At 68.1% G+C, this 25,804-nt stretch carries 24 protein-coding genes; 15 read left to right on the top strand and 9 right to left on the bottom strand.

The annotated features are described in order from the left end of the window. Nucleotides 1-15 precede the first annotated feature (15 nt). Together AVKW3434_RS19445 and AVKW3434_RS19440 are read left to right on the top strand one after the other, a co-directional pair. Complete coding sequence (locus AVKW3434_RS19445) at nucleotides 16-726, top strand: ribonuclease activity regulator RraA (RefSeq protein ID WP_284397471.1); 711 nt, start codon at nucleotides 16-18, stop codon at nucleotides 724-726. Nucleotides 727-814: 88 nt separating this feature from the next. Then, complete coding sequence (locus tag AVKW3434_RS19440; RefSeq protein ID WP_284407129.1) at nucleotides 815-1,789, top strand: Bug family tripartite tricarboxylate transporter substrate binding protein; 975 nt, start codon at nucleotides 815-817, stop codon at nucleotides 1,787-1,789. A 107-nt stretch (nucleotides 1,790-1,896) separates the two neighbouring features. Here the strand turns inward: AVKW3434_RS19440 and AVKW3434_RS19435 are convergent, their stop codons facing one another. Continuing rightward, nucleotides 1,897-2,430 (bottom strand): HEPN family nuclease, encoded by a 534-nt coding sequence (locus AVKW3434_RS19435; protein ID WP_284407128.1) that lies wholly within the window; start codon nucleotides 2,428-2,430, stop codon nucleotides 1,897-1,899. 124 nt (nucleotides 2,431-2,554) lie between these two features. Then, nucleotides 2,555-3,577: a LysR family transcriptional regulator gene (locus AVKW3434_RS19430; RefSeq protein WP_502869128.1), complete on the bottom strand. Its 1,023-nt coding sequence runs from the start codon at nucleotides 3,575-3,577 to the stop codon at nucleotides 2,555-2,557. A 174-nt stretch (nucleotides 3,578-3,751) separates the two neighbouring features. Between AVKW3434_RS19430 and aptA the strand changes: the two genes are divergently transcribed. Together aptA and AVKW3434_RS19420 are read left to right on the top strand one after the other, a co-directional pair. Further along, entirely contained in the window at nucleotides 3,752-5,113 is a 1,362-nt protein-coding gene (aptA, locus tag AVKW3434_RS19425; protein ID WP_284407126.1) for an omega-aminotransferase AptA, read from the top strand. 91 nt (nucleotides 5,114-5,204) lie between these two features. After that, nucleotides 5,205-6,731, top strand: a complete 1,527-nt coding sequence (locus AVKW3434_RS19420; protein ID WP_284407125.1) for a CoA-acylating methylmalonate-semialdehyde dehydrogenase — start codon at nucleotides 5,205-5,207, stop codon at nucleotides 6,729-6,731. A 100-nt stretch (nucleotides 6,732-6,831) separates the two neighbouring features. On the opposite strand, the gene AVKW3434_RS19415 is transcribed toward AVKW3434_RS19420, so the two are convergent. The 4 genes from AVKW3434_RS19415 to AVKW3434_RS19400 form a co-directional block, all read right to left on the bottom strand. Then, entirely contained in the window at nucleotides 6,832-7,299 is a 468-nt protein-coding gene (locus AVKW3434_RS19415) for an OmpA family protein (RefSeq protein ID WP_272566442.1), read from the bottom strand. A 76-nt stretch (nucleotides 7,300-7,375) separates the two neighbouring features. Continuing rightward, a complete protein-coding gene (locus AVKW3434_RS19410; RefSeq protein WP_284407124.1) occupies nucleotides 7,376-7,864 on the bottom strand; it encodes a hypothetical protein in 489 nt (162 codons plus the stop codon). Next, nucleotides 7,855-8,436 carry a hypothetical protein gene (locus AVKW3434_RS19405; protein ID WP_284407123.1) on the bottom strand — a complete coding sequence of 194 codons (582 nt, stop codon included), beginning with the start codon at nucleotides 8,434-8,436 and terminating at the stop codon, nucleotides 7,855-7,857. Before AVKW3434_RS19405 ends, AVKW3434_RS19410 begins: the two co-directional genes overlap by 10 nt. 213 nt (nucleotides 8,437-8,649) lie before the next feature. Beyond that, the gene (locus tag AVKW3434_RS19400; RefSeq protein WP_284407122.1) at nucleotides 8,650-9,459 is read right to left on the bottom strand and encodes a FadR/GntR family transcriptional regulator; all 810 of its coding nucleotides are present in this window, start codon (nucleotides 9,457-9,459) and stop codon (nucleotides 8,650-8,652) included. A gap of 242 nt (nucleotides 9,460-9,701) precedes the next feature. Here AVKW3434_RS19400 and AVKW3434_RS19395 point away from each other — a divergent pair, with 242 nt between their 5' ends. The 11 genes from AVKW3434_RS19395 to AVKW3434_RS19345 all read left to right on the top strand — a co-directional run bounded on the left by AVKW3434_RS19395 (nucleotide 9,702) and on the right by AVKW3434_RS19345 (nucleotide 20,932). Further along, nucleotides 9,702-10,907, top strand: a complete 1,206-nt coding sequence (locus tag AVKW3434_RS19395) for an ABC transporter substrate-binding protein (protein WP_284407121.1) — start codon at nucleotides 9,702-9,704, stop codon at nucleotides 10,905-10,907. Between the two features lie 90 nt (nucleotides 10,908-10,997). Continuing rightward, on the top strand, nucleotides 10,998-11,858 hold the full coding sequence (locus tag AVKW3434_RS19390) for a branched-chain amino acid ABC transporter permease (protein WP_284407120.1): 861 nt from the start codon (nucleotides 10,998-11,000) through the stop codon (nucleotides 11,856-11,858). Nucleotides 11,859-11,866: 8 nt separating this feature from the next. Further along, the gene (locus AVKW3434_RS19385; RefSeq protein ID WP_284407119.1) at nucleotides 11,867-12,862 is read left to right on the top strand and encodes a branched-chain amino acid ABC transporter permease; all 996 of its coding nucleotides are present in this window, start codon (nucleotides 11,867-11,869) and stop codon (nucleotides 12,860-12,862) included. After that, nucleotides 12,859-13,632 (top strand): ABC transporter ATP-binding protein, encoded by a 774-nt coding sequence (locus AVKW3434_RS19380; protein WP_284407118.1) that lies wholly within the window; start codon nucleotides 12,859-12,861, stop codon nucleotides 13,630-13,632. Before AVKW3434_RS19385 ends, AVKW3434_RS19380 begins: the two co-directional genes overlap by 4 nt. Beyond that, nucleotides 13,629-14,333: an ABC transporter ATP-binding protein gene (locus AVKW3434_RS19375; RefSeq protein WP_272550174.1), complete on the top strand. Its 705-nt coding sequence runs from the start codon at nucleotides 13,629-13,631 to the stop codon at nucleotides 14,331-14,333. The genes AVKW3434_RS19380 and AVKW3434_RS19375 overlap by 4 nt, the downstream gene beginning before the upstream one ends. A gap of 62 nt (nucleotides 14,334-14,395) precedes the next feature. Beyond that, nucleotides 14,396-15,649 carry a Zn-dependent hydrolase gene (locus tag AVKW3434_RS19370; protein ID WP_284407163.1) on the top strand — a complete coding sequence of 418 codons (1,254 nt, stop codon included), beginning with the start codon at nucleotides 14,396-14,398 and terminating at the stop codon, nucleotides 15,647-15,649. After that, complete coding sequence (locus tag AVKW3434_RS19365; protein WP_284407117.1) at nucleotides 15,646-17,115, top strand: M81 family metallopeptidase; 1,470 nt, start codon at nucleotides 15,646-15,648, stop codon at nucleotides 17,113-17,115. The genes AVKW3434_RS19370 and AVKW3434_RS19365 overlap by 4 nt, the downstream gene beginning before the upstream one ends. 189 nt (nucleotides 17,116-17,304) lie before the next feature. After that, entirely contained in the window at nucleotides 17,305-19,617 is a 2,313-nt protein-coding gene (locus tag AVKW3434_RS19360; protein ID WP_284407116.1) for an NADP-dependent malic enzyme, read from the top strand. Nucleotides 19,618-19,773: 156 nt separating this feature from the next. Next, nucleotides 19,774-20,178, top strand: coding sequence for a guanyl-specific ribonuclease (locus AVKW3434_RS19355; RefSeq protein ID WP_272566361.1), 405 nt, complete (start codon nucleotides 19,774-19,776; stop codon nucleotides 20,176-20,178). Between the two features lie 137 nt (nucleotides 20,179-20,315). Then, a complete protein-coding gene (locus AVKW3434_RS19350) occupies nucleotides 20,316-20,741 on the top strand; it encodes a barstar family protein (RefSeq protein ID WP_092742419.1) in 426 nt (141 codons plus the stop codon). Further along, on the top strand, nucleotides 20,720-20,932 hold the full coding sequence (locus AVKW3434_RS19345) for a hypothetical protein (protein WP_217640151.1): 213 nt from the start codon (nucleotides 20,720-20,722) through the stop codon (nucleotides 20,930-20,932). Before AVKW3434_RS19350 ends, AVKW3434_RS19345 begins: the two co-directional genes overlap by 22 nt. 112 nt (nucleotides 20,933-21,044) lie before the next feature. Here AVKW3434_RS19345 and rsmA read toward each other — a convergent pair whose 3' ends face one another. Genes rsmA through AVKW3434_RS19330 form a run of 3 tightly spaced genes read right to left on the bottom strand, consistent with a single transcriptional unit; the run spans nucleotide 21,045 to nucleotide 25,759 of the window. Then, entirely contained in the window at nucleotides 21,045-21,812 is a 768-nt protein-coding gene (rsmA, locus tag AVKW3434_RS19340; protein WP_284407115.1) for a 16S rRNA (adenine(1518)-N(6)/adenine(1519)-N(6))-dimethyltransferase RsmA, read from the bottom strand. A 37-nt stretch (nucleotides 21,813-21,849) separates the two neighbouring features. Beyond that, the gene (locus tag AVKW3434_RS19335; protein ID WP_284407114.1) at nucleotides 21,850-23,271 is read right to left on the bottom strand and encodes a peptidylprolyl isomerase; all 1,422 of its coding nucleotides are present in this window, start codon (nucleotides 23,269-23,271) and stop codon (nucleotides 21,850-21,852) included. Nucleotides 23,272-23,290: 19 nt separating this feature from the next. Next, nucleotides 23,291-25,759 carry an LPS-assembly protein LptD gene (locus tag AVKW3434_RS19330; protein WP_284407113.1) on the bottom strand — a complete coding sequence of 823 codons (2,469 nt, stop codon included), beginning with the start codon at nucleotides 25,757-25,759 and terminating at the stop codon, nucleotides 23,291-23,293. Between the last annotated feature and the right edge of the window lie 45 nt (nucleotides 25,760-25,804).

Raw genomic sequence — 25,804 nt, 5'->3', positions numbered from 1 at the left:
CCCGGAGACATGCCCTTGAACCCCGCCACCCGCGACCGCCTCGCCCACGTCAGCACCGCCACGCTGTGCACCGCCCTCTTCAAGAAGGGGCTGCGCAACCAGTTCCTGCAGAACGTCCACCCCCTGCGCACCGGCCGCGCCAACATGGTGGGCGAGGCCTTCACGCTGCGCTACATCCCGGCGCGCGAAGACCTGAACACCATCGACGTGTTCAAGAACCCCGACCACCCGCAGCGCAAGGCCGTGGAAGACTGCCCGCCCGGCGCCGTGCTGGTCATCGACAGCCGCAAGGACGCGCGCGCCGCATCGGCCGGCTCCATCCTCGCCTCGCGCCTCATGAAGCGCGGCGTGGCCGGGCTGGTCACCGACGGCGGCTTTCGCGACACGCCCGAGATCGCCGCGCTCGACATGCCGGCCTACCACCAGCGCCCCTCGGCGCCCACCAACCTCACGCTGCACCAGGCCATCGACATCAACGGGCCCATCGCCTGCGGCGACGTGGCCGTGTTCCCCGGCGACGTGCTGGTGGGCGATGGCGAGGGGGTCATCGTCATCCCCGCGCACCTGGCCGATGAGATCGCCGCCGAAGCCACCGAGATGACCGCCTTCGAAGACTTCGTGACCGAGAAGGTGCTGGAAGGCCGCTCGATCATCGGCCTGTACCCGCCCACCGACCCCGCCACCCACGGCGACTTCGCTGCCTGGCGCGCCGAGAAAGGCCGCTGACACCCGGCACACACCGCCCGCACCGCTTTTTCCGCCTTCCCCCGTTCCCCACATCGCAGCACCACAACGACACCCGGAGACAAACCCCATGCGATTCATCCGACACACCGCCCTGCTGGCCGCCCTGGCCCTGGCACCCTTCCTTGCGGGCGCCCAGGAATGGCCCACCGCCAAGCCCATCACCTACGTCGTGCCGTTCACGCCCGGCGGCTCCACCGACATCATCGGCCGCGTGCTCGCCAACAAGCTGAGCGAGGCGCTCAAGCAATCGGTGGTGGTGGACAACAAGCCCGGCCAGGCCGGCGGCATCGGCGCCTCGTACGCGGCCAAGGCCCCGCCGGACGGCTACACCCTCTTCGGCGGCACCATCAGCACGCACGCTATCAACGCCAGCCTGTACAAGAACCTGTCGTACAACCCGGTCAAGGACTTCGAGCCCGTGGCCCTGGTGGCCACGCTGCCCAACGTGCTCATCGTCAACCCCGCGCTGGGCGTGAACTCGGTGAAGGAACTGATCGAGCTGCTCAAGAAAGACCCGTCCAAGCGCATGTTCGCGTCGTCGGGCGCGGGCACCTCCACCCACCTGGCGGGCGAGATGTTCGGCGACCTGATCGGCGTGAAGCTCACCCACGTGCCGTACAAGGGCACGCCGCCCGCCCTCACCGACGTGGCCGCCGGCCAGGTGTCGTTCATGTTCGACCAGATGACCGCCGCCCTGCCCCTGGCCAAGGCCGGTCGCGTGAAGCTGCTGGCCGTGACCACCGGCCAGCGCATCGCCCTCGCGCCCGAACTGCCCACCATGATCGAATCCGGCGTGGCCGGCTTCGAGATGTCGTCCTGGCAGGCCGTGTACGCCCCCAAGGGCACGCCCAAAGCCGTGGTTCAGCGGCTGAACGCCGAGATCGTCAAGGCCCTCAAGCAGCCCGACGTGGTGGACAAGCTGCACACGCAGCTGGGCATGGACATCGTGGGCAGCACGCCGGAAGCGCTGGCGGCGCACATGGCCAAGGAGATTCCGCGCTGGGCGGAACTGGTGAAGAAGTCGGGGGCTTCGGCGGATTGAGTTTTTCTGGTGCCCGCTTTGCAACAGCATGGCCTGTCCCCACGACGGCCATGCGTGGCTTCATGCCGCTTTCGCGGTGGTTTGGGGCCGGAGCCCAGTCTGCAATGTCAGGCGTTGTTGTCTGAAGCCTGCCGGATCTGGATGTCGCGAACCCGCTTGAGCACGATCTGCTGCAGTGCCGACATGAGCCAGTTCAGGCCCTGGATACCGATTTCCGCGCTGAACGCCTCGCTGGTTTTGGTGTTCTCGTCATGAAAACGCGCGCCATCGCCCATCCACTCCGTGCGGGCGTGTGAAACCGCATTCCTGATGTGCCGGGTGAATGCGATGTTCCCTTCCTTCTCCTTTTTATAAGTGGTCTTTACATTGCGGGCGAATCGACCAAGCTGCCGATCGATCGCCTCAAAGTCCGATGCGTATTGATCGAATATGGTTTCCCGGGGCAGCACGAGGGCGACATACAAGCTCGGCATCAGCAAAGCAATGGGGCCTTCGCCGGACTGCAGCCTGGATTTGACGAACGCATCGCGAAAAGGCATGGCGTCGAACGCCGGGGATTCGAAGTGCCGCTGGTTGAGTGTTTCGGCCCACCAAGTGAGTGCGTAGTAACTGGCGATGAGCAGTTCGTCCTGTTTTTCCATCTTTTCGCTCCTCCCGGGTGCGTTTTGTTTTGGTTAACGATGTGGCCGTCCTCAGGTAAAAGGCCGCCTCCTTGAACGAGGGCATTGTGGTGCATTGAGCAGGGGAGTAAAAAAACGCTTGGCTTCAATCCCCATGGTCCGCGGAGCCTTGTGGGCCAGCACTCCCGCCGCAAGCATGCGCCCCCACCAAACACCGCTGAAACGCTTGCGCCGCCCTCGGCGGCTCGGGCGACCTTCGCAGCAGGCTCACGAACTGGCATTCATAGCGCAGCGCCTCGCGCCGTACGGCCTGCAGGCGGCCGGTGCGTTCGAACGCCTCGGCGTAGTGGTCGGGCAGAAAGCCCAGGTAGCGGCCCGAGAGCACCAGCGTGGCGATGGATTCCTGGTCGAAGCCCGTGGCGGTGCGGGTGAGGCGGGCCTGGTGGCTCAGCTCCATGTTGGGCGAGTGGTAGCCCAGGCCGGCGAAAGGGTGCGCGCGCACGGCGTCCCAGTCGAGCGCCGAGTGGTCCGCCCCGAACAGCGGGTGGCCCGCGCCGCAGTACAGCAGCATGGTCTCGCCGAACAGGTCGGTGTACAGCAGGCTCTGCGAGGCGCGGTGGGCAGGGATGATGCCGACCTGGTAAGTGCCGTCGATCACGCCGCGCTCGATGGCGTTGATCGAACCCACGTGCATCTGCAGGTGTACGTCCGGCGCCTGGACGGTGAAGGCGGCGATGGCCTCGCCGATGCGCGCGGCCGGGTTGCTGGCGGTCTTGTCGAACACCGCGACGGCCAGTTGCCCGCCCATGCGCGAGTGGATGCCGTCCACGCTGTCGCGAAAGCCCTGCACGGCGGCCAATAGGCGCAGGGTTTCGTCGTACACGCGCTGGCCTTCCGGGGTGAGCGCGAAGCCCGCCCGGCCGCGCCGGCACAGGGTCAGCCCCAGGCGGGTTTCGAGGTCCTTCACGTGGCGGCTCACCGTGCTGGTGCCGATGTTCAGCTCCAGCTCGGCCGCGGCCATGCCGCCGCAATCGACCACGCTCTTGAACACCTGCAGCAGGCGCAGGTCCATGTCGCTCAACTGGCCGAGCACCGCGCGTTCGCGCGCGGCCTGGGGCGCCGGGGACGGCAGCGTGGGCGAGGCGGGGGGCGGGGCGTCGTCGGGCATGGCGAGCGGGGTGGGCTTTACTTGCATGAATCGTCAAGTAAACATTGATATTTGTCCATTGGAGGGATTATCGACCGCCGGAACAATGGGGCCACCCGCCCGCTGGCAGGGCCACCTGCGGCCTGTGCGGCAGCGCCTTGCACCCCTTTTGTTTTCTTTGTGATTGGACCGACCATGAGCTTTACCGTCCTCGACTCCGCTCCCGAAGCCTCCGCGCCGCGCATGGACGCGGCCTGGCTGGATGCGCACTGGATGCCCTTCACCGCCAACCGGCAGTTCAAGGCCGCGCCGCGCATGATCGTCTCGGGCCAGGGGGCCTACTACACCGATTCCGAAGGCCGCAAGATCTTCGACGGCCTCTCGGGCCTGTGGTGCGCGGGGCTGGGCCATGGCCGCAAGGACGTCGCCGAGGCGATCGGCAAGGCGGCCGCCACGCTCGACTATTCGCCGGCCTTCCAGTTCGGCCACCCGGCGTCGTTCGCGCTGGCCAACAAGATCAAGGAACTCACGCCCGCGGGGCTGGACTACGTGTTCTTCACCGGATCTGGCTCGGAGTCGGCCGACACCTCGCTCAAGATGGCGCGTGCCTACTGGCGTGCCAAGGGCCAGGCCGGCAAGACGCGCCTGATCGGCCGCGAGAAGGGCTACCACGGGGTGAACTTCGGTGGCATCTCGGTGGGCGGCATGGTGGGCAACCGCAAGACCTTCGGCCAGGGCGTGGAGGCGGACCACCTGCCGCACACGCAGCCGGCGATGGGCTCGTTCGTGCGTGGCATGGCCGAGGACGGCGGCCGGGCGCTGGCCGACAAGCTGCTGGACGTGATCGCGCTGCACGACGCCTCCAACATCGCGGCGGTGATCGTGGAGCCGTTCTCGGGCTCGGCCGGCGTGGTGATTCCGCCCAAGGGCTATCTGGAGCGCATCCGCGAGATCTGCACGCAGAACAACATCCTGCTGATCTTCGACGAGGTCATCACCGGCTTCGGCCGCTGCGGCGCGTGGACGGGGGCGGAGGCCTTCGGCGTGACGCCCGACATCCTCAACTTCGCCAAGCAGGTGACCAACGGCGCGCAGCCGCTGGGCGGCGTGGTGGCCTCCAAGGAAATCTACGACACCTTCATGGCGCAGGGCGGGCCCGAGTACATGCTCGAATTCCCGCACGGCTATACCTACTCGGCCCACCCCGTGGCCTGCGCCGCCGGCCTGGCGGTGCTCGACATCCTGCAAAAGGAAGACATGCCCGGCCGCGCCAAGGCGCTGGCGCCGTACTTCGAGCAGGCGGTGCACAGCCTCCGGGGTGCGCAGCACGTGCTGGACATCCGCAACTACGGCCTGGCCGCGGGCTTCACCATCGCGCCGCTGCCGGGCGAGCCGGCCCGCCGGCCCTACGAGATCGCCATGAACTGCTGGAAGAAGGGCTTTTACGTGCGCTACGGCGGCGACACGATCCAGCTGGCGCCGCCGTTCATCAGCGAACGCGCCGAGATCGACCGGCTGGTGAGCGCCCTGGGCGATGCGCTGGCCGAGACGGCTTGAGCCTCGCTGCCAGCGTTTGCTATTTATTTTGTAGCTGTATGCCCTAGTGGAATATGCACTGGGGGCACTTTTTACCCTGAACTCCATTCCCATGCACCAAGACCAGAACGTCACCGCCACCATCGGCCACCTGATCGACGGCCAGATCGTGGCCGACACCGCTCGCACGCAGCGCGTGTTCAACCCGGCCACGGGCCAGTCGTCCACCAGCGTGGCGCTGGCCTCGCAGGCGACGGTGGAGCAGGCCATCGCTTCGGCCGAAGCAGCCTTCCCCGCCTGGCGCAACACGCCGCCGCTCAAGCGTGCCCGCGTGATGTCCAGGCTCAAGGTGCTGCTGGAAGAGCACGCCGATGAAATCGCCGCCCTCATCACCGCCGAGCACGGCAAGGTGCTGAGCGATGCGCATGGCGAGCTGCAGCGCGGCATCGAGAACGTGGAATACGCCAGCTACGCGCCCGAGCTGCTCAAGGGCGAGCACAGCCGCAACGTGGGCCCGAACATCGACTCGTGGAGCGAGTTCCAGGCGCTGGGCGTCACCGCCGGCATCACGCCGTTCAACTTTCCGGCCATGGTGCCGCTGTGGATGTGGCCCATGGCCATCGCCTGCGGCAACACCTTCGTGCTGAAACCGTCCGAGCGCGACCCGAGCAGCACGCTGTTCATCGCCCAGCTGGCGCTGCAAGCCGGCCTGCCGCCCGGCGTGCTGAACGTGGTCAACGGCGACAAGACGGCGGTGGACACGCTGCTGCGCGACCCGCGCGTGAAGGCGGTGAGCTTCGTGGGCTCCACGCCGATCGCCGAGTACATCTATTCGGAAGGCTGCAAGCATGGCAAGCGCGTGCAGGCCCTGGGCGGCGCCAAGAACCATGCGGTGCTCATGCCCGATGCCGACGTGGACAACGCCGTGAGCGCACTGATGGGCGCGGCGTATGGCTCGTGCGGCGAGCGCTGCATGGCGATCCCGCTGCTGGTGGCCGTGGGCGATGCCGTGGGCGACGCGGTGATCGCCGGCCTGAAGACCGAGATCGCCAAGATGAAGGTCGGCCCCGGCACCCAGACCGACAACGGCGGCAACGACATGGGCCCGCTGGTCACCCAGGCGCACTTCGAGAAGGTGAAGGCCTACGTGGACAGCGGTGTGGCCGAAGGCGCGACGCTGGTGGTCGATGGCCGCGGCATGCAGGTGGCCGGCCATGAGCAGGGCTATTTCCTGGGCGCCTGCCTGTTCGACCATGTGAAGCCCGGCATGAAGATCTACCAGGAAGAGATCTTCGGCCCCGTGCTGGGCGTGGTGCGCGTGAAGACGCTGCAGGAAGCCATGCAGCTCATCAACGACCACGAATACGGCAATGGCACCTGCATCTTCACGCGCGACGGCGAGGCGGCCCGCTATTTCACCGACCACATCCAGGTCGGCATGGTGGGCGTGAACGTGCCGCTGCCGGTACCCGTGGCCTACCACTCGTTCGGCGGGTGGAAGCGCAGCCTGTTCGGCGATCTGCACGCCTACGGCCCCGATGCCGTGCGCTTTTACACCAAGCGCAAGACCATCACGCAGCGCTGGCCCTCGGCCGGCGTGCGCGAAGGCGCGGTGTTCGCCTTCCCGAGCAGCCGCTGAGCCCCACAAAGCACAGCGGCCCGGGGCGCGCAAGGCGCCCGGGCCGCCGGGTGGCCTGCCCGGGCGATGGCCCCGGGGCAGGCGACGGATGCGCGCGCGATCAGCGTGGCAGCACGGTCACCGCGTTGCGGGCCTGGTCGGTGCTGAACATCACGCGCAGGTTCTTCGCCGGCACGCCGCGCGACACCAGTTCCTTGCGCACGGCCAGGGCACGCGCCAGGGCGACCTCGCGGGCGTTCTTGGCGGTCTTGCGGTCGGCGTAGCCCTTGATCTCCCAGCGCTGGTTGCCGGCCTTGTCGGCGGTCAGGATGTCGAGCAGCGCAGGCGTGTCGGCCGGCAGTTCGGTCTCCAGGCCCGAGAACTCGGCCACGGTGCCGTCTTCGGGAATGCGCAGCGGCTCGGGTTCGGGCGCTGGCGGGGGCGCGACGGGCGCCGGGGCGGGCGCTGCGGCCGCCTGGGCCGATGCGTCCGCAGCCGCCGTGCTGGCTTCGGTGTTGGACGTGTTGGCGCAGCCGCCCAGGAGCGCGGCGCTGAAAAGAAGACCCAGAAGTTTGCTGTGAGAGGCCATGGAGATCACCTGTTGCTGTGAATGAAAAAAACGGATCGGGGGGAAAGGCCGGACGGGGCGGCGGGCGGCGAAGGGCTTACTGCACCAGCTGCCAGAACGTCACGCTGGCGAACTTGGCGTCGCTCGCCCAGGGGTCCCAGATGGTCTTGTCGCCCTTGCTGCGGGCGCCTTCCCAGGGGCCCAGCGAGGTGGACATCGCGGGCGGGTAGCTGCCGCGGGTGCGCAGCGTCTCGGTCTTGCCGCCGCGGGTGTAGGCATAGCCGCCGGCGGCCTTGTCGGGGCCCGGGTAGACCACGATGACGTGGCCGTTGCCCGACTCCTTCTTGCCCCCGACGATGACCGCCCCGCCGCGCGCGAGGTCGCCCACCTGCGAGGCGGGCACGGAGCGCCAGTGGCGCTGCCCCTGCACGTGGTCCATCAGCGCGTTGGCGCTCATGTAGGGCTGGTCGGGCAGGTACTGCTTGATCACGTGCCAGACGGCGTGGCTGCAGGAGTTGGGATGGAGGTCGGCGGCCTGGTCGCAGGCCTGCTTCAGCTTCGCGACCGCGGTGGCGTCTACGGGCATGGGGTCTTGTCCTGGTCCGGGGGCGTCGGGGGCTTGGCGGAGGCGGGCCCGGAGGCTGCCGGCCGGTACAGGCGGTTCTTGGCATCCCACCGCAGGGTGGGCAGGTGGTAGTCGCCACCCACGGCGGGCGAGCGCACCTGGAGCTGGATCTCGTGCGGCACGCCGTCGCGCCAGCGGCCGGGGACCACGTCCAGCTCCTCGGGCGGGTCCGCGGGAAAGAGGTGGGTCAATTTGCCGACGCAGCGGCCGGTGTCGTCCACCAGCAGGGGCAGCGGAAAGCGCTCCCACGGCGCATCGGGCGGCAGGCCGCGGTAGTGGGCGTCGGTGAACACGGCCAGCAGGCGCACCTTGGCGGCCTTGGCCGGCGCATTCCCGGCGGCGCCGCCCTGCACCAGTGGGCAGGCGCGCACCGCGTCGCGGTAGGGCTCCCAGGCCGCCGGCAGCGAAAGGTCCGCGTCCGGGGGCTGGCACTGGGCGGGGTCGAGCGCCATGGGGGGTTTCGCCCCGGCGTGGACCGCAGCGGACAGCATGGCGGCCGCCAGCCAGCCGGCCCACGGAAGAACTGCGTTCATGGGTGCATCAAAGAATGGAAATGGAATGTATCGGGTGCCCGAGCCGGCCGCGCCCTCCCGGTCGCGCTTTCCCGGTCATTGGGGCCCGCAGGCGCGAAGTGTCGCCGCGGAAGCCGCGAAATCGATGTCAAAGGTTCCAGAAGATACCAATTGATTCAAAAATAACACGCCCCAACACCAACTTTTGGCGTTTTGGGGAGTCCGGCGCGCCGTTCAGCGGCTGCGGACGTGGGCCGAGCGGGGGCTGCGCAGCGTGTCGGCGTCCAGGATCAGGCGCCCCTGGATGCGGCCTTTCATGCGCTTGACGCTGCTGGCCGCATCCAGCATGTGCCGGGCCATCAATTCGCGCACTTTCTCTGCGTCCCGGGCGCGCGCCGCCTGCACGATGTCGCGGTGGAAGTTGGCATTGGCCTCGCCGAAGCGCCGGTGCTCCGACTTCGGGGTGCGGTTGCCGTACACGATCAGCTGGCGCAGCATCTCGTTGATCAGCTCGCAGGTGAAGCGCAGGAACGGATTGGGGTTGGCCGCGGCCAGGATGTCGTGGAAGTTGACGTCCTCGCGCCGCTGGCTGAGCAGGTCTTCGCTGCTGGAGTTGGGGTCGCAACAGGCGATGCTGTGCTCCAGCGCCTCGAAATCGGCCTCGGTCAGGTGCGGCACGGCGCCGGCGGCCAGCTCGGGCTCCAGGAACTGGCGCACGGCGTAGATGTTGTCGATCGTCACGTCCTGGAAGAACAGGTAGTTCTGCAGGAACTGCAGCGTGCGGTCCAGCGACACCTCGGCGATGGTGCCGCCGCCCGAAGGGCCGGTGGAAATGGTCACCAGGCCCTGCACCTCCAGCGACTTGAGCGCCTCGCGGATGGTGCCCTTGCTCACCTCGAACTGCGCCTGCAGCTCGCTCTCGCGCGGCAGGCGGTCGCCCGGGCTCAGGTTCTTCTCGGTGATGAGCCGCTTGATCTCCTGCGCCACCAGGTCGGGGCGCTTCAAGGGCTTGATCGGCTTGCCGGCGGGCGGTTTCGTGGCCATGGTGCATTGCTGGGTTGAAGACGAGGAAAGGCGCAGCGTGGTGGCGGGCATACCGCGATCGCTTCCGTGGTGCAGTGTATGCACCAGGGCCGTGCGGCGGCGTGACGGGCAGGGTTTACGTGCACGCGATTTGCTCTATTTATCACTATAAATAGGAAAAACACATGGCACGCCATGTGCTTTGCAGAAAAGCCGTGCCTGGCCGATGGCCAGCCGGCCCAACCCCCCACAGGAGCCCCTTCATGCACCGTCGTCAACTCTTGCAACTTTCCGCACTGGGCGCGCTGCCCGCATCGCTGGGCCTGGCGCGCAGCGCCTGGGCGCAGTCCGCGGGCGCCATCCAGTTCGGCTGCCCGGTGCCCATGTCCGGCGCCTTCGCCGCCAACGGAAAGTTCGCCGACCTGGGCATGAAGCTGGCCATCGAGCAGTACGGCTCGGCCCTCAAGCGCCCCCTGGCCTACACGGTGCTGGACACCGAGGGCAAGCCTGCCACGGCCGTGCGCAAGGTGCAGGAGTCGTCGCAGCAGCAGGGCACACGCTTTTTCGCGGGCGGCATCCTGTCGTCCGAATCGCTGGCCATGGGCAAGGAGGCCGAGAAGGCGGGCGGCATCTTCATCACCACGGCCGGGGCCGACGAGATCACCGGCAAGGACTGCAACAGCGCTACATTCCGCTGGTCGGTGCCGACCTTCGGCGCCATCGAGCAGACGGTGCGCCCGCTGGCCGACGCGCTGCCCAAGGCCAAGCGCTGGTACACCATCACGCCGCAGTACGTGTTCGGCGACGGCCTGCTGTCGGCCGCCAAGAACGTCTTCAAGGAAAAGGGCCTGGAGCACGTGGGCAACAGCTACCACTCGCTGGCCGAGAAGGAGTTCAGCGGCTACCTGACCAACGCCATGGCCGCCAAGCCCGACGTGCTGCTGCTGCTGAACTTCGGCTCGCAGTCGTCGGATGCACTGCGCCAGGCGGTGAGCTTCGGCATGCACAAGAACATGACCATCCTGATCGCCTGGGCCTCGGGGCTGGAGCAGTTCGAGTCGCTGGGCGCGGACCTGTGCGACGGCGTGTATTTTGGCGCGCAGTACTGGCACACCGCCGACGCCCCGCTGAACCTGGAACTGGTCAAGCGCAGCAACGACAAGTTCAAGTCCAACCCCAACTACAGCCTGGCGGGCTCGTACATCTGCACCAAGCTGCTGATCGACGGCATCCTCAAGGCCGGCACGGTGGACCAGAAGGCGGTGATCGCCGCGCTGGAGGGCATGAAGTACGCGGGCCTCACGGGAGAGGAAGAGATCCGCAAGGGCGACCACCAGGTGCTCAAGAACTACTACCTGCTCAAGGGCAAGCCCAAGGCCAGGATGGCCAACAAGGACGACTACGTGGACGTGGTGAGTTCGGGCAAGTCGTTCCTGCCGCTGGACCAGACCGGCTGCAAGCTGGGCTGACCGCTCGCTCCTGCCTTCCTGCGCCCCGCGCCCTGCCCCTCACTGTTCGCCCCGCAACTGCGGGGCCAAAGCCTTGACTGCCCCACCTCCATGAGCATCTACCTGCTACAGGTCATCAACGGGATCGGCATCGGCATGCTGTATTTCCTGCTGGCCGTCGGCCTGTCCATCGTGTTCGGCCTGCTGCGCTTCGTGAACTTCGCGCACGGCGCGTTCTACCTGCTGGGCGCGTATTTCTGCTACCAGATGACGCGCTGGGGCCTGAGCTTCTGGCTCGCGCTGGCCGTGGTGCCGCTCCTGGTGGGCGCGCTCGGCTGGCTGACCGAAAAGCTCGTGCTTCGCCACGTCTACGCCAAGCCGCACGAGTTCCACATCCTGGTCACCGTGGGCCTGGCGCTGGCGATCCAGGAGCTGGTCATCCTTCAGTGGGGGCCGCTGGGCGACAGCGTGGCGGTGCCCGACCTGCTGCAGGGCGTGGTGATGTGGGGCAGCTTCGTGTATCCCAAGTACCGCCTGTTCGTGATCGGCTTCACCGCCGTGCTGGCCGTGGGCCTGTGGTGGGTGCTCGAAGGCACGCGCCTGGGCAGCGCGGTGCGCGCGGGCAGCGAATCGACCGAGATGGTGTCGCTGCTGGGCATCAACGTGTTCCGCATCTTCAGCCTGGTGTTCGCGCTGGGTGCTGCCACCGCCGCCATCGCGGGCGTGCTGGCCGCGCCGATCCGCGGCGCCGAGCCCTTCATGGGCATCGAGGCGCTGGGCGTGGCCTTCGTGGTCGTGGTGGTGGGCGGCATGGGCAGCTTCGGCGGGGCGCTGGTCGGTGGCCTGCTGATCGGCATCGTGCAGAGCGTGATGAGCACGGTGTGGCCCGAAGGCGCGCGGCTGATGATCTACATCGCCATGGCCGCCGTGCTGCTGCTGCGCCCGCATGGCCTGCTGGGCCGCAAAGGATGAACACCGCCATGACGATCTTGCGCAAACACTTCCACCTGCTGCTGGCCCTGGCCTTCGTGCTGGCGATGCCGCTCACCATGCAGTCGGGCTCGCTCGCCAGCGAGGTGCTGATCTACGGCCTGGCGGCCATGGGCTGCAACCTGCTGCTGGGCCACACGGGGCTGCTGTCCTTCGGGCAGGGCATCTTCTTCGGGCTGGGCAGCTACACCATCGCCCTCACGCTCACGCGGTGGCCGCTGCCCATGCCGCTCGCGCTGGCGCTCGCCGTGGCGGCGGGCGCGCTGGGCGCGGCCCTGGTGGGCTGGGTGGCCATCCGCCAGCGCGGCACCTACTTCGTGATGCTGACGCTCGCGTTCGCGCAGATGTTCTATTTCCTGGCCTATTCCCTGCCCAGCCTCACGGGCGGGGACAACGGCCTGATGGACATTCCGCGCCCCTCGCTGGCCGTGGGCGGGTTCACGCTGTGGCCACTGCAGTCGCCCTGGCAGTACTACGGCTTCGTGGCGGTGGTGTTCCTGCTGGCCTTCTGGCTGCTGCAGAAGGTGTCGGCGTCGATCTTCGGGCGCACCTTGCTGGCCGTGCGCGACAACGAGGAGCGCGCGGGCGCCATCGGCTACAACCTGCGGCTGCTCAAGCTGCAGGCGTTCGTGATCTCGGGCGCGGTAACGGGCCTGGCCGGCGCGCTGCACGCCATGATGACCGGCATCGCCCCGCTGGCGAGTGCCGAGTACCACACGAGCGAGATGATCCTGGTGATGACGGTGATCGGCGGCACCGGCAACCTGCTGGCCTCGCTGCTGGGATCGGCCTTCTACCTCATCGTGGGCGACTGGCTCTCCACCTTGTGGCCGCGCTGGCTGCTGCTGCTGGGCGTGGTGCTGATGGCGGTGAGCCTGGGCATGCAGCGCGGGCTTTGGGGCCTGCTGGAATCCGCATGGGGGCGCCTGCGCGGCCTCCAGGGCGGCGCGAACGCCACCGCCGCCGGCACGGGAGACAAAGCATGACCGCCGCACCCATCCTGCTGGAAGCCATCGGCGTGGAAAAGCGCTACGACAAGTTCGCCGCGCTCTCGGGCGTGGACCTGAAGGTGCGCGCGAACACCGTGCATTCGGTGATCGGCCCCAACGGCGCGGGCAAGACCACGCTGTTCCACATGCTCACCGGCACTAAGGGCGTGAGCGGTGGGCGCATCGTGTTCGACGGCCACGACGTGACGCGCGAGCCCGACCACCGGCGCGTGCAGCGCGGCATGGCCCGCTCGTTCCAGGTCACCAGCCTGTTCCTCACCCTGCCCGTGCGCGAGAACCTGCGCCTGGCCGCGCAGGGCACCGCGCCCGCGCAGGCCCTCAACTGCTGGAGCGCGCCCGTGGGCCCTCGCTCCCGCGCCGACGTGGTGGCCAGCGTGCTGGCACGCCTCGGCCTGGAGCGCCATGCGGACACGCCGGTCGGCAACCTCTCGCACGGGCAGCAGCGGCGGCTGGAGGTGGGCATGGCACTGGCGGCGGGGCCGAAAGCCATCTTCCTGGACGAGCCCACCTCGGGCATGGGCATCGACGACCTGGACGACATGAAGCGGCTGATCCAGGGCCTCAAGGACGAGCACACCGTGGTGCTCATCGAGCACAACATGAACATCGTGATGGACATCTCCGACACCGTCACCGTGATGCAGCAGGGCCGCGTGCTGGCCGAGGGGCACCCGCACGCCATCCGCAGCGACGAGCGGGTGCGCAGCGCCTATCTGGGCAACATGATCACCGGGGGCAAGGCATGACGATCCTGCAGATCGAAGGGCTGCACGCCCACTACGGCAAGAGCCATGTGCTGCAGGGCGTGGACCTGCACGTGAACGATGGCGAACTGGTCACGCTGCTCGGGCGCAACGGCGCGGGCAAGACCACCACGCTCAAGGCCATCTGCGGCGTGGTGCCGCCCAGCCAGGGGCGCGTGCGCTTCATGGGCGACGACGTGCAGGGCCTGCCCGCGCACCGCATCGCCCAGCGCGGCGTGTGCCTGGTGCCGGAGCACCGGGGCATCTTCCGGCTGCTGACGGTGGAGGAGAACCTGCTGCTGGGCCTGCGCAAGCAGTCGCCCTGGCAACTGGCCGATATCTACCGCATCTTTCCGCGCCTCAAGGAGCGGCGCCGCAACGGCGGCGGGCAGCTGTCGGGCGGCGAGCAGCAGATGCTGGCCATCGGCCGCGCGCTGATGAACGCGCCGCGCCTGCTCATGCTCGACGAGCCCGTCGAGGGCCTGGCCCCCGTGATCGTCGAGGAGATCGTGGCCCAGCTCCAAGCCATCAAGGCCGCTGGCGTGGCCATCCTGCTGGTGGAGCAGAACCTGGAGGTCTGCACCCAACTGGCCGACCGCCACTACATCATCGAGCAGGGCGCCATCGTGCACGAGGCCGGCAACGCCGCGTTCTTGGCCGACGAGGCCACCAAGGACCGCTACCTGGGCGTGGGCCTGGCCTGAGCCTGCCCGTTCGAAACCGGCTTTCTGCTTCTGCTTTCTCTTTCAGGATCACCACCGTGGACATGAAGACCCTTTCTCCTGCCCTGCAGCCCCGTGTGAACGGCGCGCGCCTGTGGCAATCGCTGATGGACCTGGCGCGCATCGGCGCCACCCCCAAGGGCGGCGTGTGCCGGCTGGCGCTCACGGCGCTGGACGGCGAAGGCCGTGACCTCTTCGTGCGCTGGGCGCGCGAGGCCGGCTGCAGCGTTCGCATCGACGCCATCGGCAATCTCTTCGCGCACCGCGCGGGCCGCAACGATGCCCTGCCCCCGGTGATGACCGGCAGCCACATCGACACGCAGCCCACGGGGGGCAAGTTCGATGGCAACTACGGCGTGCTGGCCGGCCTGGAGGTGGTGCGCAGCCTCAACGATGCGGGCATCGACACCGAGGCACCCATCGAGGTGGCGGTGTGGACCAATGAGGAAGGCTCGCGCTTCGTGCCCGTGATGATGGGCTCGGGCGTGTTCGCCGGGGCCTTCACGCTCGAGCATGCGCTAGCCCAGCGCGATGCGCAGGGCACCAGCGTGGCCGAGGCGCTGGCCGCCATCGGGTACGCCGGCACGCCGGCTCCCACGCCCGCGGTGGGTGCGTATTTCGAGGCGCACATCGAGCAGGGGCCGGTGCTTGAGGCCAACGACTGCGTGATCGGCGTGGTGCAGGGTGCGCTGGGCCAGCGCTGGTACGACGTGACCGTGCAGGGCATGGAGGCCCACGCCGGTCCCACGCCGATGGAGCTGCGCCGCGACGCGCTGCTGGCGGCGAGCCGCCTGGTGGCCGAGGTCAATCGCATCGCCCTCGACCACGCCCCGCATGCGCGCGGCACGGTGGGCGTGCTGGACGTCTTCCCCAGCTCGCGCAACGTCATCCCCGGCAGCGTGCGCATGACCGTGGACCTGCGCGCCGCCGACGACGCGGTGCTGCTGCAGATGGACGCGGCCCTGCGCGCTGCCTGCGAGCGCATCAGCGCGGCCCACCGCACGCCGGTGGCCGTGGAGCAGGTCGTGTACTTTCCGCCGCAGCCCTTCGCTCCGGCGCTGGTCGAGGGCGTGCGCGCCGACGCCCAGGCCCTGGGCTACACCGCCATGGACGTGGTGAGCGGCGCCGGGCACGACGCCGTGTACCTGGCGCGCCTGGCGCCCACCGCCATGGTTTTCGTGCCGTGCGCGGACGGCATCAGCCACAACGAGATCGAAGACGCCCGGCCCGAGCACCTGGAGGCCGGCTGCAACGTGCTGCTGCAGGCCATGCTGCGCAGCGCGGGGGTGGCGGAATGAAGATCCTGATCGCGCGGCTCAACCACGAGACCAACACCTTCTCGCCCGTGCCCACGCCGCTGGAGGCCTTTTCGCCCGCCTATGGCGCGCAGGCGCTGCAGGAGAACGAGGGCATGCGCACGGCCATGGCGGCGTTCATCGATCTGGCCAAGGGGCTGGGCGCCACGCTGGTCACGCCCGTGTCGGCCATGGCCAACCCCAGCGGGCCGGTGCATGCCGCAGCCTACGACGAACTGACCCGCCGCATCGTGGACGCCGCCCCGGGCTGCGATGCCATCCTGCTGGACCTGCACGGCGCCATGGTGGCCGAGAACAGCCCCGACGGCGAAGGCGACCTGCTGGAGCGCGTGCGGGCCGCCGCACCGGGCGTGCCCGTCGGCGTGGCGCTGGACCTGCACGGCAACATCACACCCAAGATGGTCGCCAATGCCGACGTGATGGTGGGCTTCAAGACCTACCCGCACATCGACATGTACGAAACCGGCGAACACGCCGGGCGCCTGCTGCTGGCCATGCTGCACGGCCAGGCGCACTACACCGTGCGCTGGCACCCGCTGCCCATGATGGGCCACACGCTGCGCAGCACCACGCTGCAGGGTGCCATGCTGCGCGCGGTGGACGCGGCCCGCGCGGCCGAGGCGGGCGGCATTCCGGCGGTGACGGTGTTCGCCGGCTTTTCGCTCGCCGATATCGAGGCGCCGTGCATGAGCGTGGTGGTCACGGCCCCGGCCGACGATCCCGAGCCGGCCCAGGCGGCCGCCGACCGCATCGCTGCTGCCATCTGGAGCGAGCGCGCCGAGTTCGTCTACGACAGCGAGCCGCTAGATCAGTCCCTGCAGCGCGCGCAGGCCCTGGCCGTGGGCGCGGACCGCCCCGTGCTGCTGCTGGACCACAGCGACAACTGCATGTCCGGCGGCACCTGCGATGCCATGGATGTGCTGCAGGCGGCGCTCGCCAACGGGCTGGAAGACATCGCCGTGGGCCCACTGTGCGATCCCGAGGCGGTCGCCGCTCTGGTGGCGGCCGGCGTCGGCGCGCGCGTCGCCGTGCCGCTGGGCAACAAGGTGCCGCTCACGCAGCTCGGCGTGGCCAAGACGCCCGTGGCGGTCGAGGGCACGGTGGTGGCCGTCAGCGACGGCGAATACACGGTGACCGGCCCCATCTACACCGGCCAGCGCTGCGCCATGGGACGCACGGTGCTGTTCGATACCGGCGCGGCGCGCATCGTGGTGACCGAGCGCACGCACGAGCCGTGGGACCTGGGCGTGTTCTCCTGCGTTGGCCTGGACCCCACGGCCCACCGCTTCGTGCTGCTCAAGTCGCGCATGTACTGCCGCCCGGTGTTCGTGCCGCTGTCGCACGCGCTGGTCGAGTGCGACAGCCCCACGGGGGTGACGAGCTCCAACTACGCGCTGTTCCCGTTCAGGAACGTGCGCCGGCCGGTGTTCCCGCTCGATCCGGCCTGAGCGGCGCGCTGCGTTTGGGGACGGGCGGCGGGGCGGCGCAGGTCACGGGTGTTTCACCCGGATTAAGCACAATTGCGTACCAGGGTCTGGATGGCAGGCTGACTACAATCGCACACCCTAAGAACCTACAACCGCCCCGAAGCGCCCTGGCGGCGCGGCCTGGCACTCTTCCCAGAGCTGGAGACCTTGATGTCCGAGACCCCACCGGTGAACCCGACGCCCGACAAACGTGCTTTGCTGCGGCGTGCCGCCCTCGAGTACCACGAGTTTCCCAAGCCCGGCAAGATCGCGATCGCCGCCACCAAGCAGATGGTCAACCAGCACGACCTGGCCCTGGCCTACTCGCCCGGCGTCGCCGCCCCCTGCGAGGAGATCGTCAAGGACCCCAACGCCGCCTTCAGGTACACGAGCCGCGGCAATCTGGTGGGTGTGGTCACCAACGGCACGGCGGTTCTCGGACTGGGCGACATCGGCGCGCTGGCTTCCAAGCCCGTCATGGAAGGCAAGGGCGTCCTGTTCAAGAAGTTCGCCGGCGTGGACGTGTTCGACATCGAGATCAACGAGAAGGACCCGGTCAAGCTCGTCGAGGTCATCGCCGCGCTGGAGCCGACCTTCGGCGCCATCAACCTGGAAGACATCAAGGCGCCCGAGTGCTTCTACGTGGAGCGCGAGTTGCGCAAGCGGCTGAACATCCCTGTCTTCCACGACGACCAGCACGGCACCGCCATCACGGTGGCCGCCGCCATGCTCAACGCCCTGAAGGTGGTGAACAAGGACATCGGTTCCGTGCGCCTCGTCACCTCGGGCGCGGGTGCCGCAGCACTCGCCTGCCTGAACCTGCTGCTGAAGGTGGGCCTGAAGCGCGAGAACGTTTTCGTCACCGACCTGGCCGGCGTGGTCTACGAGGGCCGCACCGAGCTGATGGACGAGGACAAGATCCTGTTCGCCCAGAAGACCGAAGCCCGCAGCCTGTCCGAAGTCATTGAGGGCGCCGACGTGTTCCTGGGCCTCTCCGCTGGCGGCGTGCTCAAGCCTGCCATGGTGGCCAAGATGGCCGCGCGCCCGGTCATCTTCGCGCTGGCCAACCCCAACCCCGAGATCACGCCCGAAGACGCCCACGCCGTGCGCGGCGACGTCGTGATGGCGACCGGCCGCACGGACTACCCGAACCAGGTCAACAACGTCCTGTGCTTCCCTTACATCTTCCGCGGCGCGCTGGACTGCGGCGCGACGACGATCACGCTGGAGATGGAAATCGCCGCCGTGCACGCCATCGCCGAGCTGGCCCAGGCCGAGCAGAGCGAGGTGGTGGCCGCCGCGTACGTGGGCGAGCCGCTGGCCTTCGGCCCCGAATACCTGATCCCCAAGCCGTTCGACCCGCGGCTGATGATGAAGATCGCCCCGGCCGTGGCCCAGGCCGCCGCCGACAGCGGCGTGGCCCTGCGCCCGATCACCGACATGGACGCGTACCGCGACCATCTGCAGACCTTCGTGTATGCCTCCGGCACCACGATGAAGCCCATCTTCACCGCCGCCAAGACGGCTGCCAAGAAGCGCGTGGCCTATGCCGAGGGCGAGGAAGAACGCGTGCTGCGCGCCGCGCAGATCGTGGTGGACGAGAAGATCGCACGGCCCACGCTCATCGGGCGCCCGTCCATCATCGCGCAGCGCATCGAGAAGTTCGGCCTGCGCCTGAAGGAAGGCGTGGACTACGACGTGGTCAACGTCGAGAACGACCACCGCTACCGCGACTTCTGGCAGACATACCACCGCATGACCGAGCGCAAGGGCATCACCGTGCCCATCGCCAAGATCGAGATGCGCCGCCGCCTGGCGCTGATCGGCTCCATGCTGCTGCACAAGGGCGAGGTCGATGGCCTCATCGTCGGCACCTGGGGCCACACGGCGCTGCACCTGAACTACATCGACCAGGTGATCGGCAAGCGCGCCGGCGTGAACACCTACGCCTGCATGAACGGCCTGCTTCTGCCCGACCGGCAGGTGTTCCTGGTGGACACGCACGTCAACTACGACCCGACGGCCGAGCAACTGGCCGAGATCACCGTCATGGCGGCCGAAGAGATGATGCGCTTCGGCATCAAGCCCAAGGCCGCGCTGCTGTCGCACTCCAACTTCGGCAGCAGCAACCAGCCGAGCGCCGTCAAGATGCGCCAAACCCTCGACCTGCTGCGCATCCAGGCGCCGTGGCTCGAAGTGGATGGCGAGATGCACGGCGATGTCGCCCTGGATGCGGCCCAGCGCGCCATGGTCATGCCCCACAGCACGCTCGCCGGCAGTGCCAACCTGCTGGTCCTGCCCAACATCGATGCGGCCAACATTTCCTACAACCTGCTCAAGACGGCGGCCGGCGGCGGCATCGCCATCGGCCCCGTGCTGCTGGGCGCGGCGGAACCGGTGCACATCCTGACAGCCAGCGCCACCGTGCGCCGCATCGTCAACATGACGGCACTCACGGTGGCTGATGCAAATGCCTCCCGGTAGAGCGGTGATGACGTAGCAAGCGCTAACTTTTAGACGCGTTTGGCCTTGAAAGCGCCTGCCCATTTATTGGGCAGGCGCTTGCTTTTTGGGGGCGATTAAGTCAAACTAACGGCTCGAAATTTCGGGTAAACCCGTAGTTTCTGAAAGGTGTAGTTGATGCTGAAGGCTATCGCCATCCAGGCGTACAAGACAGGTCTTGCGTGCGTACTGGGTGCCGCGTTCGTTCTGGTCCCGACCACGGGACAGGCCCGAAAACCCCCGTCTTCCGACGGAGTGACCACCATCGCACTGGCCGAGTTGCCCCCGCAAGGGCGGGCAACCTACGGGCTTATCCGCGAAGGTGGACCATTTCCTTACGACAAGGATGGTTCGGTGTTCGGCAATCGCGAACGGTTGCTGCCTCCGGAAAAACGGGGCTATTACCGCGAATACACCGTCAGAACGCCGGGTGCGAAGAACCGTGGTGCCCGGCGCATCGTGTGCGGAGGAGCGCCCCGCGTTCCCGATGCCTGCTACTACACCGGCGACCACTACGCGAGCTTTCGAAAAATTGTTGAATGACGCTGGACGCCAAAAGCGCTCGCCGGCATTGCCGCGATCGGTTGCCCGCCTGTCGGCCCCCCGCCTTGGTGGCGGGCCGCTGGACCGAACTTCCGGATATTCCTCATTGGTGACTACATAAAGAAAGAGCAGCGGAGATGGAAATGCCACTTCGTAACGATCAGGAAAACCCATTGCGTGGCGTGCGCCCCAACATCGTGCAGTCTATTCGCGCTTTTCGCGTGCAAGACCTGCAAGAGTCGGCCAAGGCGCTCGGCCAACACTTCCTGTACGCCAACCTTGCACACGCACAAACCAAACAGGACGTGCTGGACCTGATCGCAGGCCAGTTCATGTTCCCGGCGCACTTCGGAAAGAATTTCGACGCGCTGTACGACTGCATGACGGACCCATTGCATAAATCGGGCCCGCAACCGGGCTTCATCGTGGTGCTGGAGCAGATCCCGACCACGGTGAAGTTCGACAAGGAAGCACGCGAGCAGTTGCTCGACATCTTCCGGGAAGCGGCGGACTACTGGAGCGATCGAAAGATACCGTTCCGGTGTTTCTATTCTTTTCTGTAGCCCGTTCTGCATCCACCAGCCAGGCAGAACGGGCGAACGAGGCTAACGAGACCGCCGCAGCGCAGCCCATTGAAATCGCAGTCGATCCTTCCGCGGAAAAAATGCCGACCGACAAGCTCGTCGACGTATCGCCCCTGGCGCTGCGCATGAGCAGCCCGTTCAACGCGGGTTATTGGCTTGCCGCCGCCTGATCCCAGGCGGTAGTGCGCAGCAGGCGAGGCCCTCAGGCCAATGCTTGCCGCGCTTGATTCTTTTCAGTGCAGGGGGCCGGGTGGCCCGGTCCCCGCATTGCACCGCCTGCGCTCAGGCAGGGTGCAGTGACTGAGCCAGGGCCACGTACTCGTGCACCGGCACTTCCTCGGCCCGGCGCTGGGTATCGAAGGTGCCCGGGAAGGCGCGCTCCTGCAGCCAGCGGCCCAGCGTGTGCCGCAGCAGCTTGCGGCGTTGGCTGAAGGCCACCTGCACCAGTTCCGACAGCAGCGCCGGCGATACGGCGGCCGGCGAGGCATGGGGCACCATGCGCACGACGGCGCTGTCCACGCGCGGCGGCGGATCGAAGCTCTCCGGCGGCACGAACAGCACATCCTCCATCGCATAGCGCCACTGCAGCATGACCGACAGCCGCCCGTAGTCGCCGGTCGAGGGGCTCGCCACCATGCGGTCGATCACTTCCTTTTGCAGCATGAAATGCTGGTCCTGAATGACGTCGACCTGCTCCAGCAGATGGAACAGGATGGGCGTGGAGATGTTGTACGGCAGGTTGCCGACCACGCGCACCTTGGACGCGTTCAGCGACTGGGCGACCTGAGCGAAGTCCACCTTCAGCACGTCGGATTCGATCACGTCCAGCTGGCCGTGCAGGCGCAGCCGCGCTGCCAGGTCGCGGTCCAGCTCGATCACGGTGAGGCGCCCCAGGCGCTCGACCAGCGGCTGCGTGAGGGCCGCCAGGCCGGGACCGATCTCCACCATGGGCTGGCCCGGCTCGGGGCCGATGGCGCGCACGATGGCATCGATGATGCCGTGGTCCGACAGGAAATGCTGGCCGAAGCGCTTGCGGGGGATGTGCTTCATGGCGCTGCGCGGCGAAGGCGCGTGGGCAGGCGGCGCGTCATTGCGGCGGATCGCGGTATTCCACATACGCGCGGGCCCGGGCTTCCTGTGCCCAGGTGGCGTAGGCCTCGTCCAGCTTCTTTTCGCGCACCACGTCGCGCACCATGTCGCGCTGTTCGCGCTGGGTGAGCTTGGCCTCGCGGCGCTCCAGCAACTGGATCAGGTGCACGCCGAACCGCGTGACGATGGGCTCGCTGATCTCGCCGGGCTTGAGCGCATTGAGCGCTTCCTCGAACTCGGGCACGTAGCGGCCCGGGCTGGCCCATCCGAGGTCGCCGCCCTGCTTGGAGCTGCCGTCCTGCGAGTTCTCGCGCGCGAGCGTGGCGAAGTCTGCCTGGCCCGCCAGGATGCGCCGGCGGTAGTCGGCCAGCCGTGCGGCCGCCGCGGTCTCGGTCAGCTGCGGATTGGCACGCAGCAAGATGTGCCGCGCATGGCTTTGCACCGCCACGGTGGGGGCTGCGGCATTGGTCTTTTCCACCACTTTCAGCACGTGGAACCCGGCCGGCGACCGCACGGGGCCGACGATGCCGCCCACGGGCGTCTGCTGGGTCGAGCGCACGAAGAGCTCGGGGTAGCGATCGGCGGGGCGCAGGCCCAGCAGGCCGCCGGAGGCGCCTTCGGCCGCATCGGAGAACTCGCGCGCCACCTGGCCGAAATCGTCGCCGGCGCGCACCTTGTCGGCCGCCTGCTGCGCGCGCAGCCGGCGCTGCTCCACGACCTCGGGGCTGGCGTTCTCGGGCACGAGCACCAGGATGTGGCCCAGGTTGAGTTCGACCTTGGCCGGATCGGAAGCGGACTGCTGCTCGCGCAGGTACTGGTCGACGTCCAGGTCGCTCACGCGCACCCGGGCTTCGACGTCGCGCTCGCGCAGGCGCTGCACCAGCAGCTGGTTGCGCAGTTCTTCGCGGAAGCGGTCCTTGCTGATGCCGTCGATCGCGAGGCGGCGGTGCATTTCCTCCAGGCTCACGTTGTTCTGGCGCGCCACCGACTGCTCGGCCTGGGAGACGGCGATGTCGTCCACCTTGATGCCGCTCTCGTTGGCCATCTGCACCTGGATCTTTTCATTGATCACGCGTTCGAGCACTTCGCGCGCCACCACGTCCCGGGGCGGGCGCTCGCCGCCCTGGGCGGCCAGCTGCTGCTCGACGCGGGCCACGCGGGTCTGCACCTCGTTGTTGGTGATGGGGGCGGTGTTGACCACGGCCACGATGTAGTCCGCCTGGCGGATGCCGCTGCGGTCTGCGCCGGTGCGGGCGTCGGGCACGGTGACGGGCGGCAGGGCGCGCGAGGACAGCCCGGTACCGCCGGTGCCGCTGGCAGCGTCCGAGGCGCGCAGTCCTTGCGCGGAGGCGCCCGCGGGTGCGAGGGAGGCCAGGGTGGCCAGGCACACCAGGCCCAGGGTGAAAGCGCGATGGTTCATGTGGTTGGCAGGTGTCGGGTTAGTCGTAATTGGTGAAGCGGCTGGGCGTGCTGGTCTGCTCGCGCAGGTACTGGTAGCGCGGAATGTTCTGCTTCAGGCTGGTGAGGGGGTTGGAGCCGAGCGAGAGACGGGAAAAGCCCACGAACTCGATCTGGAACAGCAGCCGGGTGTTGGCCGTGGTCACGCTGCTTTGCAGGCGCTCGAGCACCACGCGGCCGACCCAGCAGCAGCTGTCGTATTCGAAGCCCACCACGGTGTCCACCAGCTTGCGGTCCTGCATGCTGTAGTTCAGGCGGCCCACGGTGTACCAGCGGCCAGGGCCCTGCCCACGGCCCGGGCCGAGGTCCTGGCCCTTGTCGCCCCACAGGTCGTTGATGGGCCATTGCCAGCCCACGTCGATCTGCTCGCTGGTGCCGCGCTGCAGGCGGTAGGCGGCGCTGATGACGCGGTAGGCGCTGGGGTTGTAGCGCGCGCCCACGGTGGAGCGGATGGAGCGGCCCGTCTTGGGGTTGTATTGCACCGTGGAGTCGAAGCCCCACTGCTTCGTCCAGTTCAGGCCCGCGCCCAGCAGCACGTCCGACAGCCGTTCGCTGACGGTGGACTCGCCGGGCAGCACGACCTTCTGGTCGGAGAACCGCACCCGCTGGGCGATGCCGAAGCGGGCCGCCTCGGCGCCGTCGTCCGGGTCCAGCAGCCGCGTGGTCACGCCCAGGGTGAGCAGGTTGTTGTCGGCCAGGCGGTCGTTGCCGCCGTAGCCGTTCTCGGTGTAGATGGTGGCGAAGTTGAAGTCGTTCGCCGCCGTGTCGTACACCGGCAGCAGGCTCTGGTCGCGGTAGGGCGTGTAGGTGTAGAAGGCGCGCGGCTCCAGCGTCTGCAGGAAGTTGCGGCCGAAGTAGCGCGCATCGCGCTCGAACACCAGGCCGCTGTCCAGGCTGAACGTGGGCAGCGTGCGCTGCGCGTTGCGCTGGCCGTTGGCCAGCGGGCTGTCGAACTGGTATTGCGTGGCGTGCAACTGCACGCGCGGTGTGATGAAGCCGGCGGGCGCGAGGAATGGCCGGCTGATCTGCGCCATGGCGTAGCTGCGCTGGGCGTTGGGCTGGCCGGTGAGGGCGCGGTCCGCATGGAAGCTGGTGTAGTCGGCCTCCACGCTGGCATCCAGGCCGTAAGGCAGCATGGTGGGGTTGTAGCCCCAGCGCAGCTGCGGCATGCGGTCGTAGGGCGGCACGATGGGCGCGCTCACGTCCTGCAGCGTCTGCCACTTGAGGGTGCGCAGGCTGAGCGACATGTCGTCCTTGCCCCAGGACAGCGTGGCGTCGCCGGGCAGCAGGCGCTGGGTGAGCTGGGTCATGCCGGTCACGTTGCGCGTGAAGTCGCGCCAGTAGTTGTCGTCGCTGACCCGGCTCACGTCCATGTTGAAGTTCAAGCCGCCCAGCGGCGTGTCGAACGTGCCGCTGTGCTTGAGGCCGTAGCCCCAGCGGTCGCGGTCGCGCAGCTTGTCGTTCGGCATGTAATCGCCGCGCAGTTCGCCCCGGTAGGTGGGCTCCAGGTAGCGGAATTCGCCGCCCAGGTTCACGCCGCGCTTGGACATGACGGTGGGCGTGATGGTGGCGTCGCGGTTGGGCGCGATGTTCCAGTAGTAGGGCTGCGCGTACTCGACGCCGCTCACGTTGTCGATGGCCACGGTGGGCGGCAGCAGCCCCGACTTGCGGCGGTCGGACAGCGGGAACGTGATGTGCGGGATGGGCAGGATGGGCAGGCCCTTGAACTCCAGCACCGCGCCGTCGGCCGTGCCCACCTGCTCTTCGTTGTCGATGCGGATCGACCGCGCGCGCAGCACCCAGTCGGGCTGCCAGGTGGCTTCGTCGTTCTTCTGGCAGGTGGTGTAGGTGGCGTTGTGCACCACCGAGCGGTCGCGGTCGATGAAGTCCACGCGGCTGGCCTCGCCGTGGGCGCCGTTCATCAGGAAGCGGTAGTTGGCGGCATCGAAATAGCCCGAGAAGGCGTCGACCCGCAGTTCCAGCTCCGAGCCTTCGTACACGTTGCCCGCGCGGTTGATGCGCACCTGGCCGCGCGCCTTGGCGAGGTCGTCGGGCACCGCGTATTCCAGCCGGTCGGCGTGGATGATGGTGTCGCCGCGGCGCAGTTCGGCATTGCCTTCGACGACGGCGTTGATGTCCGGCTGGCCGGTCACGCTGTCGCCTTTCACGAAGATCGGCAGCTGCGGGCGCACGGCTTCGGGGATCTTTTCCTGCAGCAGGGGGCTGGCGCGCAGGGCGGGCGCCGCTTCGGGCACGGCCGGCGCGCCGGGCTCCGCCTCCGACTGGGCGAGCGCTGCCAGGGGCGCGCCGCACAGCATCCAGGCGATCAGGCGGGCCACCGCGCGGCGCTCGAACGCGGGCGCCGAGGGACGGCGGGCCGCAGCGCCGCGGCGGGCGGGCAGGAAGGGGGGCGTCGGTCGGAACGGATCGGGCAAGGAAGGGATGTCCATGGAATCAGCCGGTCGGCGGCGCGGAGCAGGCACCGCAGGCCACCC

It is taken from the genome of Acidovorax sp. SUPP3434, assembly GCF_030159015.1.
Lineage (GTDB): Bacteria > Pseudomonadota > Gammaproteobacteria > Burkholderiales > Burkholderiaceae_C > Paracidovorax.
This window is presented reverse-complemented; position numbering and strand designations above follow the sequence as displayed.